General features: G+C 41.9%; 14 protein-coding genes. 2 read left to right on the plus strand and 12 right to left on the minus strand.

The genetic code is table 11. The annotated features are described in order from the left end of the window. Position 1 precedes the first annotated feature (1 nt). The 11 genes from A7985_RS09425 to A7985_RS09475 all read right to left on the minus strand — a co-directional run bounded on the left by A7985_RS09425 (position 2) and on the right by A7985_RS09475 (position 8680). Positions 2–727 carry a DUF1365 domain-containing protein gene (locus A7985_RS09425; RefSeq protein ID WP_081310490.1) on the minus strand — a complete coding sequence of 242 codons (726 nt, stop codon included), beginning with the start codon at positions 725–727 and terminating at the stop codon, positions 2–4. Then, positions 724–1977 (minus strand): NAD(P)/FAD-dependent oxidoreductase, encoded by a 1254-nt coding sequence (locus A7985_RS09430; RefSeq protein ID WP_065790220.1) that lies wholly within the window; start codon positions 1975–1977, stop codon positions 724–726. Before A7985_RS09430 ends, A7985_RS09425 begins: the two co-directional genes overlap by 4 nt. After that, complete coding sequence (locus tag A7985_RS09435; protein WP_065790221.1) at positions 1974–2696, minus strand: SDR family NAD(P)-dependent oxidoreductase; 723 nt, start codon at positions 2694–2696, stop codon at positions 1974–1976. The genes A7985_RS09430 and A7985_RS09435 overlap by 4 nt, the downstream gene beginning before the upstream one ends. Continuing rightward, positions 2693–3118, minus strand: coding sequence for a nuclear transport factor 2 family protein (locus tag A7985_RS09440; protein WP_065790222.1), 426 nt, complete (start codon positions 3116–3118; stop codon positions 2693–2695). The genes A7985_RS09435 and A7985_RS09440 overlap by 4 nt, the downstream gene beginning before the upstream one ends. A 3-nt stretch (positions 3119–3121) precedes the next feature. Further along, positions 3122–4504 (minus strand): deoxyribodipyrimidine photo-lyase, encoded by a 1383-nt coding sequence (gene phrB, locus A7985_RS09445; protein WP_065790223.1) that lies wholly within the window; start codon positions 4502–4504, stop codon positions 3122–3124. Continuing rightward, positions 4501–5472: a YbgA family protein gene (locus A7985_RS09450; RefSeq protein ID WP_065790224.1), complete on the minus strand. Its 972-nt coding sequence runs from the start codon at positions 5470–5472 to the stop codon at positions 4501–4503. Before A7985_RS09450 ends, phrB begins: the two co-directional genes overlap by 4 nt. Then, positions 5472–6122, minus strand: coding sequence for a ChrR family anti-sigma-E factor (locus A7985_RS09455; RefSeq protein ID WP_065790225.1), 651 nt, complete (start codon positions 6120–6122; stop codon positions 5472–5474). The genes A7985_RS09450 and A7985_RS09455 overlap by 1 nt, the downstream gene beginning before the upstream one ends. Next, complete coding sequence (locus A7985_RS09460; RefSeq protein ID WP_065790483.1) at positions 6115–6738, minus strand: sigma-70 family RNA polymerase sigma factor; 624 nt, start codon at positions 6736–6738, stop codon at positions 6115–6117. The genes A7985_RS09455 and A7985_RS09460 overlap by 8 nt, the downstream gene beginning before the upstream one ends. A 59-nt stretch (positions 6739–6797) precedes the next feature. Continuing rightward, a complete protein-coding gene (locus A7985_RS09465) occupies positions 6798–7373 on the minus strand; it encodes an LON peptidase substrate-binding domain-containing protein (RefSeq protein WP_065790226.1) in 576 nt (191 codons plus the stop codon). A 118-nt stretch (positions 7374–7491) separates the two neighbouring features. Further along, on the minus strand, positions 7492–7797 hold the full coding sequence (locus A7985_RS09470; RefSeq protein ID WP_081310491.1) for an MGMT family protein: 306 nt from the start codon (positions 7795–7797) through the stop codon (positions 7492–7494). Then, on the minus strand, positions 7781–8680 hold the full coding sequence (locus A7985_RS09475; RefSeq protein WP_065790228.1) for a LysR family transcriptional regulator: 900 nt from the start codon (positions 8678–8680) through the stop codon (positions 7781–7783). The genes A7985_RS09470 and A7985_RS09475 overlap by 17 nt, the downstream gene beginning before the upstream one ends. Before the next feature lie 107 nt (positions 8681–8787). Between A7985_RS09475 and A7985_RS09480 the strand changes: the two genes are divergently transcribed. After that, positions 8788–9867, plus strand: a complete 1080-nt coding sequence (locus A7985_RS09480) for an efflux RND transporter periplasmic adaptor subunit (protein WP_065790229.1) — start codon at positions 8788–8790, stop codon at positions 9865–9867. Between the two features lies 1 nt (position 9868). Continuing rightward, the gene (locus A7985_RS09485) at positions 9869–12934 is read left to right on the plus strand and encodes an efflux RND transporter permease subunit (protein WP_065790230.1); all 3066 of its coding nucleotides are present in this window, start codon (positions 9869–9871) and stop codon (positions 12932–12934) included. Positions 12935–12954: 20 nt separating this feature from the next. Here A7985_RS09485 and rluF read toward each other — a convergent pair whose 3' ends face one another. Then, entirely contained in the window at positions 12955–13848 is an 894-nt protein-coding gene (gene rluF, locus A7985_RS09490; protein ID WP_065790231.1) for a 23S rRNA pseudouridine(2604) synthase RluF, read from the minus strand. Between the last annotated feature and the right edge of the window lie 51 nt (positions 13849–13899).

The raw sequence follows: 13899 nt of genomic DNA on the forward strand, positions 1-13899 counted from the left end.
CTTACAAACTTCCGGGATGACTAATAAAAGGAACTTTTTTTATAAACAACTTTAAAGCCTGCCAATAAATACCTTTAAGAATGGTAAAGGTCATTGCTGGAAAGCGTTTTAACAGTGAGGAAACAGTACGCCGCTCAAGTGGCACGCGTTGTAACCTCAAAGTCGCATCAAAAAGAAGTTCGCGTTGATTTTTATTTTCGATATGGACAAAAGCATGTTGCGCAGGCGCTTTGATATGCCAATGATATTCCATATCTAAATTCATAAAAGGTGATACGTGGAAGGTCTTCTTAAAGTTCACTTTCTTCCCCAGTGGAACAAGATAATAATGGCGTTCGTTCCAAGGCGTGTTACTAACCTCAGCAATCATGTGTGTGTAAGTGCCACCTTTACTAGAGAAAAAATAAAAATTGACCGGACTGAAGTAATACCCAAGACATCGGCATTGTCCCATTAAAAATACGTCGCTGTCAGTCGCATCAACGCCAAGCTCCCTGCTTTTATCTATCGCCCGCTGCTTTAAATTACAACTTTCACCTTCTAAGTAATCCTCTTGACGAAACTTTAGGACTTTACGCCCTGTTGTGCCAAACATAGGATGAATACCATCTAAATATTCGAGCTCATCTAGATCTATACACATCATATACATCGGATACTTAAAATGATGAGACGACACAGAATAACGCCTGTGTCTCACATCACCGACATAAATGGCGCTTCTCAAAACTCAACCCCTAGCTTTTTCGCGACATCTACAGCACTTCGAACACCATCTTCATGAAAGCCATTAAACCAATACGCGCCACAAAAATACGTTTTGTTAACTCCATCTACTTCATCTTTGCGTTTTTGTGCAGCAATACTTTGCGTATTGAATACTGGGTGATGGTATTCAAACTTTTGAATTACTTTGTCAGGCGCAATGTGATCATCATTGTTTAAGGTGACACAAAACTGTTGGTTAGACTCAATTTTTTGCAAGATATTCATTTGGTAGGTTACAGTCGCTGGTCTTGATTGTTTTTCATCAAGTAAATAGTTCCAGCTCGCCCAAGCTGCCGTTCTTTTCGGTAATAGGCTTATATCCGTGTGCAGCACCACACTATTTGGCGTGTATTCAATCGCGCCTAACACTTCTTTTTCCAGTTCCGAAGCATCAGTTAATAGCGCTAATGCTTGGTCTGAATGGCAGGCAAATACGACCTCGTCAAAGTGTTCGACAGAACCATTTTCGAAAAAAACTTCAACTCCGTCACTGTCACGTGCAACACTTTTTATATCAGCACTTAATCTGATTTTATCTCTATATGATTGTGTTAAAGGGGCAATGTACTGCTTGGAACCACCAGGAATCACGTACCACTGTGGCCTACCTGCGACGTCAAGTAACCCATGATTGTAAAAAAAACGGATAAAAAATTGGATTTCGAAATCTAACATCCCTTTTAAACTGGTAGACCAAATTGCGGCCCCCATGGGCAATATATAATGGCTCTTAAAAAAATCGTCAAAGCCGTGAGCATCTAAAAACTCACCAAGATTTTTATGTTCAGAGTAATCACGGCTGTGATAGAGCGCCTTTGCCGCGCTATTAAACTTGACGATATTGTATAAAAAGCGCCAGAATTTAAACGATAATATATTTCGTTTTTGCGCAAACAAAGACGCAAACGTATGCCCGTTATACTCAAAATCTCGCTCAACAGTTTTTACACTAAAACTCATTTGAGTTGGATTACGCCCGACTTTTATTTCATCGAGTAACTTTTCAAAAAGCGGGTAAGTTCTATCATTAAAAACGATAAACCCCGTGTCTACAGCGACCTCGCCTTCAGGGGTCTCAACGTCAATTGTGGCAGTATGGCCACCAAGCCGACTTTCCTTCTCAAAAAGAGTAATATCATGCTTTTTATTCAGTAGATAAGCAGCTGTCATTCCTGAGATGCCAGAGCCAATTATTGCTATTTTTTTCAACGTTTTATCCTTTTTGCCAATGGCATCCATAAACTGAAAGGGAGTAATGCGAACAACTTGAGTAATAAAGTAAAGCGCTTTGGAAAGTGTATTTCTTTTTTCCGGCTTTCGACTCCCTGAAAAATGGCTTCGCATGCATTTTCTACCGTAACCAAAAATGGCATAGGAAAGTCGTTTTTATCAGTCAATGGTGTCTCTACAAATCCAGGGTGAACCAAAGTTACATCAATATCTTCTAATTCGATTTGCATTACGCGCGTTAAATAGCTTAATGCCGCCTTGGATGCTCCGTAAGCTTGCGCTCTGGGCAGCGGCAAAAAGCTCGCGCTAGAACTGACAATAACCAATTGGCCACCAGGCTTTAACTTTGGCAGTAAAGCTTCAATACAATACCCGGTTGCAATCACATTGGCGTGGATAACTCGTTCAAATAATTCAGCATCAAACCGCCGTGCATCGTCTATGTATTCGCACACGCCGGCATTCAGTATCACAATATCTAGTTGTTCAATGTCAACAAACGCGCTCGCTACTTGCGCCTTCTCAGTCATATCAAACTTTAGCGTTTGAACATTGTTGCCGCTCAGTTTGCTTAACTTCTCTTCGTTACGTCCACACGCCACCACGTTATGCGACTTTGAGTAACGATCTACAAGGCCTTCACCGATCCCTGACGTTGCCCCTGTGATAAGCACTTTCTTTAACCCATCCCTAGTCATGATGTGGCTCTCTTTTCTATGGTTTTAATCACGTTGCCTAACAGAGGGATATTGCGATAGAGTAGCGCACCAACATCGAAGTAATCTCTGTGATTTACAACTTTGGAACCTTTGAAGGTCAGTTTACTGTGACCAGCAACCGTAATCGTTTTTTTACCGTTCAACCTGCTATGGGAAAACTTCATATCCCAATAAAGAAACCCCGTATTATCTATAACAAAGTGCTCTTTAATATCAAAAGAAATGGTGTTTACATTGGCGTACATATTTTCGAAGTACTTTGTCAAAGCTTCTAAGCCTTCTACTTCATGCAGCGGATCTGTAAAAACAACATCCTCATCATATATACTTTTTAGCAGGTTTAGATTTTTATCCGATAACTTGTTATATATATCAACAAAGTTTATAAGGTGCTGTTCCATACTTTATACCTTAAATGCAGCAAGCGCTCTTTCCCTTGCAGCCTTGTGCTCCACAATTGGTGCCGAATAATTAGTTTCACCAAACGCACTTAAATAATCATGTGGGAAGTGAATATATTTTGCAGGCACTGACTCTAATTCATGTACATACTTACGAATAAAAGTGCCATCGGGATCAAACTTCTCGCTTTGAGTAATCGGATTAAATATTCGAAAGTAAGGTTGCGCATCACACCCTGTACTTGCCGCCCACTGCCAACCACCGTTGTTTGACGCCAAATCTCCATCAATCAGCTTACTCATGAAGTATGCTTCTCCCCAACGCCAATCAATCAACAAATGCTTAGTTAAAAAGCTGGCAACGATCATTCTAAGTCGATTATGCATCCACCCAGTTTGGTTTAATTGTCGCATAGCGGCATCCACAATGGGGTACCCTGTTTTCCCTTCACACCAAGCCTTAAACTGACTTTCCTGATTTAGCCAATTAACAGCATTATACTTTTCATTAAAGTTAAACCCTTTGCAAAGCTTTGGGAAAACAAACATCAAATGTCTATAAAACTCTCGCCATATTAATTCATTTACATAAGCAAATTCTGCTGATTTAGTCCTGATTAACACATCAGGTGTCTCTGACTGTATACGGCCTATTAACTCAGAAACAGATACTATCCCTAAGGCTAAATAAGGGCTTAATCCGGACGTGCCTTTAATACTGGGAATGTCACGTTGTACGTCATATTTATGGACCTTTTCATAAATAAACTGTGTCACAACTTGCTCAATAACATGGTCCTCAATCGGCCACTTATCAGATTCACCATTTGACGCAAGTATTTCGGGTTTTACCCAATCAATTGCCGAGCCAATTGCTTCTAACCTGCACCCAACAGGAAAAATTCTCCCGCAATTTACAGAGAGCCAAGCTTTTTTGAAAGGCGTAAACACTTTAAACATCTCTCCCCCTTTGGTAACAATACTGCCAGGAGGAGATAACACGTCTCCATCGTATAAACAAAGATCAATGCCCAGCTCGCTACAGGCTTTGTCCCTGTGGAGCTCGTTTATTTCATACTCTCTATTGGCGTAGATAGCGGCTATAGCATTTTGCTCTACAAAGTGCTTAAGTTTATTTGGTAAACCTTTAAAATCTTCGCCTTCGAGTACAGTCAGCTTAATCCCCCGTTTTGCCAACTCTTCGCCTAAGTACGCTACACGGCGTTTGAGCATATCCAGCTGTATCTCGCTTGTATTGTGCTTTTGCCACTGTTTTTCACACATAAAAAACAGCGCCTCTTTGGCGCCGTTATTAATTGCATGAATAAGCGCTTCGTTACCATGAAGCCTTAAGTCACGCCTAAACCAAAATATCGTCTTGTTCAAATTGAGAACCTTAATTTTAAATCGCTCGGATAAGGGTCAAAATATACTTGCTGTTGCAGGTAAGCTTTAGGGTGCACGCGAAGGTGGTGCTTCAGCAATGTTAGAGGCACATTGAGTGGTACCAAGCCTTTTCGATACTCGTCGATAGCCTCAACCATCTCAGCTTTTTCAACTTGCGAGATGTCGTTTTTAAAATACCCCTGTAAATGTGCAAGCGTATTAGCTTGTCCCTTCCTGCTTGCAGGCTTCTTGAGTGCTTCCATCAACCCAGAGATATACTCTAGCGCTAAAACATCACATTCTTTAGGATCACCTTCAGCGAGCAACCGACCTAGCGTCCTGTATGCACTATAGTTATGACTCATGAGCAAATATTTGTGTTTGGCATGAAAATCCGTGAGTACTTTTTTATTGACTGGCTGCGCTATTAATTCCTGCCAAGACTTGTACACATACACCCTCATTACAAAATTTTCTCGCAAATGCACATCATTGAGACGCCCGTTTTCCTCGCACGGCAGCAATGGGTTGTGTTTCATTATTTGCTCTGCGAACGCGCCGATGCCTTCTGCCGACGCCCCAGTTCCGGTGTCGTTATATACCTTGACGCGCTCCATACCGCAACTTGGGCTTTTTGCGCAAAAAACAAATCCAGACAACGTTATAGCCTGATTTTTAGCTATTCTTTCGCCGTATTCTGTCAGCTTTGGACCTACGTCTCCAGTGCCATCCGGCCTACATACTTTTATCACATCACCGTACCTAACTTGGCGGATCGTGTTACGCGGAATAGGCATTCCGATCGCCACCTCAGGGCAAAACTTCACGTATTCCACATGGTTAATGAATTCATCCATACAAAAGTTAGAACGCTTGTGACCTTTGTCAAAACGCACGCGATCGCCACCTAGACATGCACTTAGTCCAATTTGAATCGCGGTTTCAAAATGTTTTTCTGTGTTTGTCATTAGTAAATCAACTTTCCAATAGGGTTGAGTAATTTGCTTAAGCCTTTATTGAAATGTAACGCATTATCTACCAACGTAAAGCATAAGCAGCCATCTTTCGTCTTCGGAGTATGATTGTGACGACCATCTAGCATAATAAAGTCGCCAGGTACATATTGCCCACTTTCGTCTTCAAATGTTCCATCTAGAATCAACGTCAGCTCGAACCCAGTATGCGTATGTTCCGGGATTTCGCCTCCTGGTTTAATGTGAAGCAAGCTGCTTCTCAAAGGTCCCTCATCTAACTCAAATCGTGCTCTAGACACTTTGCCAGCATTCATAAAGCTGCCTAGTTTAAGCGCTGCAATTGCTCTAGGGAGTCGGACACGCTTGTCTTGATATTCAAAAACCTCAGGTTCATGTGCGACCACTTCGTCAAACATCGTTAGCTGGACAATGTCGTCCATCATAGACTCGAATTCATGGCTGTCGCTATCGTCTACAGATGCGTTGAATGTTTCGTTTGCCTGCTTCGCTTCAAGTAAATCAAATTCTTTGCTGCACGCATCACACAACTCAATGTGTGCGGCAATTGCAACACTGAGGCCCACTGGCAATTCTCCCATAATGTGTTTCTGCATCAGCTGCTTCGACGGGTGGTATTTAATCATGATGCTCTCCCAACTCCACTTTCAGCTTCTTCAAAGCTAAACGTAAACGTGATTTAACGGTACCCACTGGAATGCCCAAGTGCTGGGCGAGTTGCTCTTGTGTCATATCCTCGAAATAGACACCAACAACAACATCCCTCTGTGGTGCTGGTAAGCATTGAATTTTTTCTTTAAGTTGATTTGACTGTAAATGATCCTTAAAGCTTTTCTCACAAACTTGCTCGTCATGAAATAGCGGCCAAATCTCCTCACTTAAATTATCTTCTCTGTTGCTTTTAATTTTTCGCAGCGCATCGAAAGACGCGTTACGCATTATCGTGTACACCCATGTTGTTGCAGCCCCTTTATCGTGGTGATACAACTTAGCTTTACGCCAAACTGACGTCATGGTGTCCTGAACTAGCTCCATCGCCATTGCTTCTGAGCCAAACTGTTTTATTCCAAACCTTTTTATTTTTGGCGCAAAATAAGAAAACAAAAACGCATACGCTTTTTTGTCAGCATGTGATGCGACTCTAATTAATGCTTGAGTTAACTGCTCTGAAGGGGTTTCTTGCATCCCTACGCTTTTACCTTTTTGAATACGGCAATCTTTAGACTGCTCCAAACTAACCATAATTTTAACGCTCTCAGTCAGTAACATAATAGACTATACGGGGAAGTATCACATTGAGATCACTCTTGAGCTTCAAAAATTTCTGCCAATACATTTGCTACTCCGACATAGCTCCGACAACTCTGTATTTTTGTTTTTTGTTTTATTGTTAGCGGCAGCAACTCTAACCATCTAGCCGCTACCCAAATAGGATTTGCGTAGTTTTTCTTTTTGTACAAATCGTTTAGCTCTGCGTTTACCACGAATAGATCTCGCAATAGGTCTGCAAGTCTTTCGTGGTACGTAAGTTCTTCTGCCTCTCCCAGCGTCCAAAGTGGTTCTTGGATTATGTGGCAATCTCCGTGACGTAGTTTCATCTCGTCACTGGTCGCATTACTAATCAATACTCTGTGCTTTGCGTACACATCGATCAACAATTGACCGCTCTCGTCTTGCGAAAAGTCAACGATTTCCACATATATGCCTTGCTCCGAAACTTCACACTCTCTGCTTTTGTCGGTAAAACACATCACAAACCCATGCTCTTCCTTCATGGCCACTTTTACCATGTGTAAGTATCTGGGTTCAAAAATCCTTAGCCGAGTGTAACCTTGAGGCAGCAAAAAAACAGGTAAGGGAAAAAGTGCTCGTTTCATATTGATTTAGTAAAGTTTGAGATTAGTTGTATGTACGCCCCCTAAATCAAAACCGATCAATTTAATAGAACAATAACAGGGTGAGGCCCTATCTATAGGCATTAAAAGTCATGACGCCCTATTGCCATTGGAATTTCTTCAACGAAACTTTACCTGCTGCGATCTTAACCCCCTCAGATGCCAAACGTGTTTGTTGCTCTAAAAACTTTTCCGACCCTTCTGGAAATGAAATTTTGCCCTGCCCATTTATAACCCGATACCAAGGAAGCGAACTGTCTTTAGGTAAGTTTTTAAGCAAGTAACCAACCGCTCTAGCATGCCTGGGCGCACCAGATAGCTTTGCTATTTGCCCATATGTTGCAACATTTCCCCGAGGAATAGCGCCAATGAGCGTATACACCCTTTGCTTAAATTCTTCTTCCATTGTACTGCTCCCCCAACTGATTGAAGCCATCCCACAAATAGTTTGCGACTGAGCCATAATGCGGTAATTTTCGTCTAAATGCATGTATATCAATATTAAATTGGTCTTGTCTATCTAAAACACGAATTTGTTCAAGTCCTCCTTCATGCAACTCTTTTTCGCAATGATTGAGGGTCATCATTGCAAAGCCCAACCCTTGCATAACAAACATTTTGATAGTCGAGATGTCATCCAACTTCATAACACTCATACTCTTTGAGTACTCTAAGCGGTCACTGTCAAATTCAAACCCACTCTCTTTCATAGCAAGACATGGGTACTGATTTAACTCTTCAAATGTTAGCTCTTTTGGCATTAGACCAGCTTTTGCGACAAGTCCTAAAGTCACCTCGCCAATAGCAATAGACTCTAAATCTCCTGTGGCATGAAACAAGTTAAACCATGGCCCAATACCGATATCAGAGAGTCCTTGATTGACCCTTTCAAGTGCAACGAAGCGCTTTCCACTCGTAATTTCAAATGCCGTTGACGGGTATTGTTGAAAAGCACTTTTTATCAGCTCATTGCAACCATAGTCGTAACTCATCGCTTCGTAACAAATATTAAATTTTGGTTCATTGCCCTGCGCTAAATCCGATGCCATTGCCTTGAGATTTTCATGGTGTTCTATGAGTTTGACAGCTTCTTTATAAAATCGCTTGCCCTCTTCGGTGAGTTTTATGCGATAGTCTTCGCGAGTTACGAGTGCAAACCCAAGCTCATTGCTGAGTCTTTTTATTGCTTGTGTAACAGCTGGTTGAGTTTTGAATAGACGTTTTGCAGCATCATTCAAACTGGCCGATTGCGCAACAACGTGCAGCACTTCTAAGTCTGACAACTTCATAAATTTTATTTATCGTTTTTCTAATATTTTATAATTTTTATTTTAGTACTAATTTATATATCCTGCACTACATTAAATTAGGAGTCATACATTTAGGAGTAACCTCAGTGTTTAAACGCGCACTCGTATTATCTGCGGCACTTTTACTAAGCGCCTGCCAAGATGAAGTCAACACCCAGTCGGACAAAGAATTAATTAGGCCTGTAAAACTTCACACTGTTAACGATCCTGCCGCTGCGACCTTGCGCCACTTTCCAGCCGAGGTCGTCGCAAACCAAGGGTCGTACCTTGCGTTTAGAGTCAATGGTGAGTTGATAGACTTTCCTATTCTCGCAGGCCAAGAGGTTAAAAAAGGACAGCTGCTCGCTAAGCTAGACCCTGAAGATTTCGAATTGCAGTTTCAACAACGAAAAGCACAATATGAACTGACAGCCTTGCAATTAAATCGCATTGAGTCGCTCTTTGAAAAGTCGACAGCATCAAAATCTGAGTATGACCAAGCTCTCGCTAACAAACAAGTTGCCGAATCTGCTTATCGGATTGCACAAACAAACTTAGAAAACAGTGAATTACGTGCACCATTTGACGGTACCGTCGCAAAGGTGTTTGTGAAAAACTTTGAGAACATCGTAGCAAAACAGAATATTCTTCGTCTTGAAACTCGAGACCGTATGGACGTAGTGATTCAAGTACCAGAAAAACTAGTGGCAAGAGTGAATAAAGATTTAGACTATCACCCTAGCGTTGTTTTTGACGGCTACCCCGATAAATCATATACATTAACGATTAAAGAGTGGGATACGCAAGCTGACCCAGTGACTTTGACTTACAAAGTTGTATTTTCATTACCTATACCCGAAGATTTTAACTTGCTTGCCGGCATGACGGGACATGTTTATATAGACCCAAGTAAAGTGACCAACTTAACGAAAAAAACACTAATGGTTCCGACGGAAGCTGTCTTCTCCGCGCCTAATGAGCAGCTTGCAGGCAACCATTACGTTTGGGTCTTCGATACAGAAACCAATAAAGTTTCAATGCGCCACATTCAAATTGGCCAAATGAGACAATCAGGCATTGAAGTACAAAGCGGCCTGCAAGCAGGAGAAATTGTTGTATCAGCCGGCGTGCATCACTTAAAAGAAGGATTACAAGTAAGACCGTGGACTAAAGAGCGAGGCTTATAATATGAGCTTAGCGCAATGGTCAATTGAGAACAAAGTCATCAGTGCTATGTTCGCTGTTCTTTTACTCGCAGCTGGCACAGTTTCATATTTTGGACTTGGGCAACTAGAAGATCCTGAGTTTACGTTGAAAAAAGCGATGGTGATTACCACTTACCCCGGTGCATCACCACAGCAAGTTGAAGAGGAAGTGACATACCCTATTGAAAATGCGATTCAAAGCCTACCCTATGTGGATTATGTAACATCCATATCATCTCCAGGTAAGTCGCAAATCTCAGTAGAAATGAAAAGCACCTATAGAAAGGAAGATCTAAAACAAATCTGGGACGAGTTAAGAAGAAAAATTAATGACTTAACACCACAACTACCACCGGGCGTAAATTCGCCAAGTATTATTGACGATTTTGCTGATGTTTACGGCATGTTATATGGCGTCACAGGAGAAGGCTACACCTATGACGAGCTAAAAGACTATGTTGACTTTCTGCGTCGTGAGCTCGTTTTAGTAGACGGTGTCAGCAAGGTCACCGTTGCGGGTGAGCAACAGCCACAGGTAGTTGTTGAGATTTCTACGCAAAAGCTATCTCAATTAGGCATATCTCCAAACCACATATTTTCACTTTTACAAACTCAAAATACAGTTTCTAATGCTGGTAAAATTCGCGTCGGAAATGAGTCTATTCGACTTCACCCTACAGGCGAGTTTACGGATGTATCTGAACTGGAAGGATTGCTAATATCTCAACCCGGTGCCAGAGAGTTGATATACCTTGGTGACGTAGCAACAGTCTCAAGAGAGTACCAAGAAGTGCCAAACCATATCACTCGATTTAATCAAGATCGTGCGTTGTTACTAGGTATCTCTTTTACATCAGGTGTGAATGTGGTTGACGTTGGTCACGCTATTCAAAACAGATTGAGTGAGCTTGAATATCAAAGACCCTACGGCATAGAAGTAAATGCAGTCTACAATCAACCAGCCGAAGTTAAAAAGTCTGTGGATGGTTTTATCATCAGTTTACTCGAAGCTGTCGCCATTGTAATAATTGTATTGCTAATATTTATGGGTGTTAAAAGCGGAATATTGATTGGGGGCATCCTGTTGCTTACAGTTTTGGGAACATTTATTTTCATGAAACTGTTCGCCATCGATCTCCAGCGGATCTCACTTGGTGCACTCATCATCGCGTTAGGCATGTTAGTTGATAACGCAATCGTTATCACCGAAGGGATTTTGATTAATCTTAAGCGCGGGCAAACCAAGATCAAGGCGGCTGTTAATATTGTTGAACAAACCAAATGGCCACTCCTTGGCGCGACTGTAATTGGTATCACCGCTTTTGCACCGATCGGTTTGAGTTCGGATGCCAGTGGTGAGTTTGCGGGTTCTCTTTTCTGGGTACTGTTTATTTCTTTGCTACTGAGCTGGGTAACCGCAATTACATTGACGCCATTTTTTGCAAATATGCTGTTCAAAGAAGAAATTCAGTCGTCGCAACAAGCGGAACAAGCAGACCCTTATCAAGGCGCTATTTTTACAGCCTATAAAACGATGCTTAAATTCTGCTTAAAGAACAGATGGACTACAGTGGTGTCTATGGTTTTGCTGCTAGTAGTATCCGTTATGGGCTTCAAATCTGTTAAGCAGTCATTTTTTCCGGCATCTAATACACCTATGTTTTACGTAGACTATTGGCATTACCAAGGTTCTGATATCAGAAGTACGTCTGACAATGTTGAAAAGCTTGAGCGTTTTTTAAAGCAGCACGACATGGTGAAGGAAGTGACAACGACCATTGGTCAGGGTGCGCCTAGATTCATGCTCACCTATGGGCCAGAAAAGCAGTATGATGCGTATGGCCAAATGATTATTCGAGTTGAGAACCGCGAAGATGTGATAACCATGATATCCAAAGTAAGGGAGTTTGCGGCGCAGAATGAGCTCGATGGTCAACTTAAAATAAAGAGAATGGAAATTGGCCCATCAACTGATGCGAAAATTGAAGCGCGGTTTTCAGGCCCTGACCCAGTTGTCCTAAGGCAGCTAGCTCATGAAGCCAAAACCATTCTAGCCAAAGACGCCGGCGCTCATAGTATTCGCGATGATTGGAGAGAAAGAAGTAAAGTACTCCAGCCAGTCTTTAATGAACAAAAAGCGCGCCGTCTCGGGATCAGCAAAACGGACCTGGACCAATTATTATTGACCAGTGTATCGGGCAAAACTGTCGGTTTGTATCGAGATGGCACTAAAATGCTTCCCATCGTAGCGCGTTCTCCAGAAGCTGAACGATATAGTGTTGAGAACTTGCAAGATTTACAGGTATTCAGCCCAGTTCTAAATGTCTATGTGCCTGCAAGCCAAATCGTTGATAGCTTTGAGGTGGTCTGGGAGGACAGCCTAATAATGCGTCGCGATAGAAAACGCACTATAACAGTGATGGCAGACCATGATGTCATTGGTAATGAAACACCTGCAAAATTATTCGCACGCGTTAAAGCTGATATTGAAGCAATCAAACTTCCTCAGGGTTATATGATGGAATGGGGTGGCGAGTATGAGTCTTCAACAGATGCACAAACGGCGATTTTTGGGTCGTTGCCCATAGGGTACCTCAGCATGTTTATGATCACCGTATTACTGTTCAACTCTGTACGTAAGCCTTTAGTGATCTGGAGTACAGTGCCATTGGCAATCATTGGCGTCACCGCAGGACTCGTAGTGTTCCAAGCACCATTTAGTTTCATGGCACTACTTGGGCTACTAAGTCTCTCAGGTATGCTCATCAAAAATGGCATAGTATTAATGGACCAAATTAACTTAGAGGTAGAGAGTGGTAAGGACCCTTACCAAGCTGTTTTCGACTCTGGTGTAAGTCGTGTACGCCCTGTCTCTATGGCCGCGATAACAACCATCTTGGGCATGATCCCGCTGCTTTTTGATGTATTCTTCAAATCAATGGCAGTCACAATTATGTTTGGACTGGGCTTCGCGACAATCTTAACGTTGATAGTTATTCCAGTTGTTTACTGTTTAGCTTTTAAGATACAAGCGCCCAAACATGTTTAAGGAAATATAAAAATGGCCGCTTAGCGGCCATTTTTTTTGTTCATTGACAAAGTCCCTTTTAGCCTTTGTGGCGATTTGCCCGGCTTTTTAGGCTGCTTAGACTTAGCAGAGTTGGTTTTATGAGGCCTTGCTTCATCGCGCTTTTTTGAGCCGTTGCTTTTTGGTTGCGCACGTTTTTTGTTATCTACCGAAGCCTCTTCGGTTTTTGAAGATCCTTCAATAGAGGCATTGATCTCTGCCATTTCATTTTCACTTAAGTGTCGCCACTGTCCAGCACGTAGGCCATTCAAGTTAACGTTCATAATGCGAACACGTTTAAGCGTATCAACTTCATAACCAAAGTACTCACACATTCTTCTAATCTGCCTGTTAAGGCCTTGAGTAAGTACAATCGTAAATTTCTTGGGCCCGTTTTTCTTTACAAAACACTTTTTAGTAACAGTGCCAAGTATGGGAACACCTGAACGCATACCATTGATAAACTGCTCATCAATAGGTTTGTCTACGGTAACAACATATTCTTTTTCATGATTATTGCCTGCGCGAAGGATCTTATTAACGATATCACCTTCATTTGTCAGAAATATGAGGCCTTCTGAAGGCCTATCAAGCCTGCCAATAGGGAAAATACGCTCTGGGTAATTAATCGCACTGACGATATTGCTTTTGATTTTGCGCTCAGTTGTGCAGGTCACACCCACGGGTTTATTATAAGCAATATATACGCGTTTTGGTTTGGCTTTCAGTGGCTTATTATCAATGAGCACGTCATCACTGTCGGTCACTTTCAGGCCCATTTCCGCTACCTGTCCGTTAACTGAAACCCTTCCTTCACTAATGAAGGTATCAGCTTCCCTTCGGCTGCAAAAACCCGTTTCACTGATGTATTTATTTAATCGCTTAGGTGTATCCACGCCAATCTCAATATCATAAAAAGCGTAATTGTATATCTAATTAAACTTAAA

It is taken from the genome of Pseudoalteromonas luteoviolacea, from assembly GCF_001696455.1.
Lineage (GTDB): Bacteria > Pseudomonadota > Gammaproteobacteria > Enterobacterales > Alteromonadaceae > Pseudoalteromonas > Pseudoalteromonas luteoviolacea_C.

What these genes read in the sequence shown, in the direction of transcription:
- A7985_RS09435 (WP_065790221.1), bottom strand. Translation starts at nt 2,696, where the DNA reads ATGACTAGGGATGGGTTAAAGAAAGTGCTTATCACAGGGGCAACGTCA.
- A7985_RS09440 (WP_065790222.1), bottom strand. Translation starts at nt 3,118, where the DNA reads ATGGAACAGCACCTTATAAACTTTGTTGATATATATAACAAGTTATCG.
- A7985_RS09450 (WP_065790224.1), bottom strand. Translation starts at nt 5,472, where the DNA reads ATGACAAACACAGAAAAACATTTTGAAACCGCGATTCAAATTGGACTA.
- A7985_RS09455 (WP_065790225.1), bottom strand. Translation starts at nt 6,122, where the DNA reads ATGATTAAATACCACCCGTCGAAGCAGCTGATGCAGAAACACATTATG.
- A7985_RS09460 (WP_065790483.1), bottom strand. Translation starts at nt 6,738, where the DNA reads ATGGTTAGTTTGGAGCAGTCTAAAGATTGCCGTATTCAAAAAGGTAAA.
- A7985_RS09465 (WP_065790226.1), bottom strand. Translation starts at nt 7,373, where the DNA reads ATGAAACGAGCACTTTTTCCCTTACCTGTTTTTTTGCTGCCTCAAGGT.
- A7985_RS09470 (WP_081310491.1), bottom strand. Translation starts at nt 7,797, where the DNA reads ATGGAAGAAGAATTTAAGCAAAGGGTGTATACGCTCATTGGCGCTATT.
- A7985_RS09475 (WP_065790228.1), bottom strand. Translation starts at nt 8,680, where the DNA reads ATGAAGTTGTCAGACTTAGAAGTGCTGCACGTTGTTGCGCAATCGGCC.
- A7985_RS09485 (WP_065790230.1), top strand. Translation starts at nt 9,869, where the DNA reads ATGAGCTTAGCGCAATGGTCAATTGAGAACAAAGTCATCAGTGCTATG.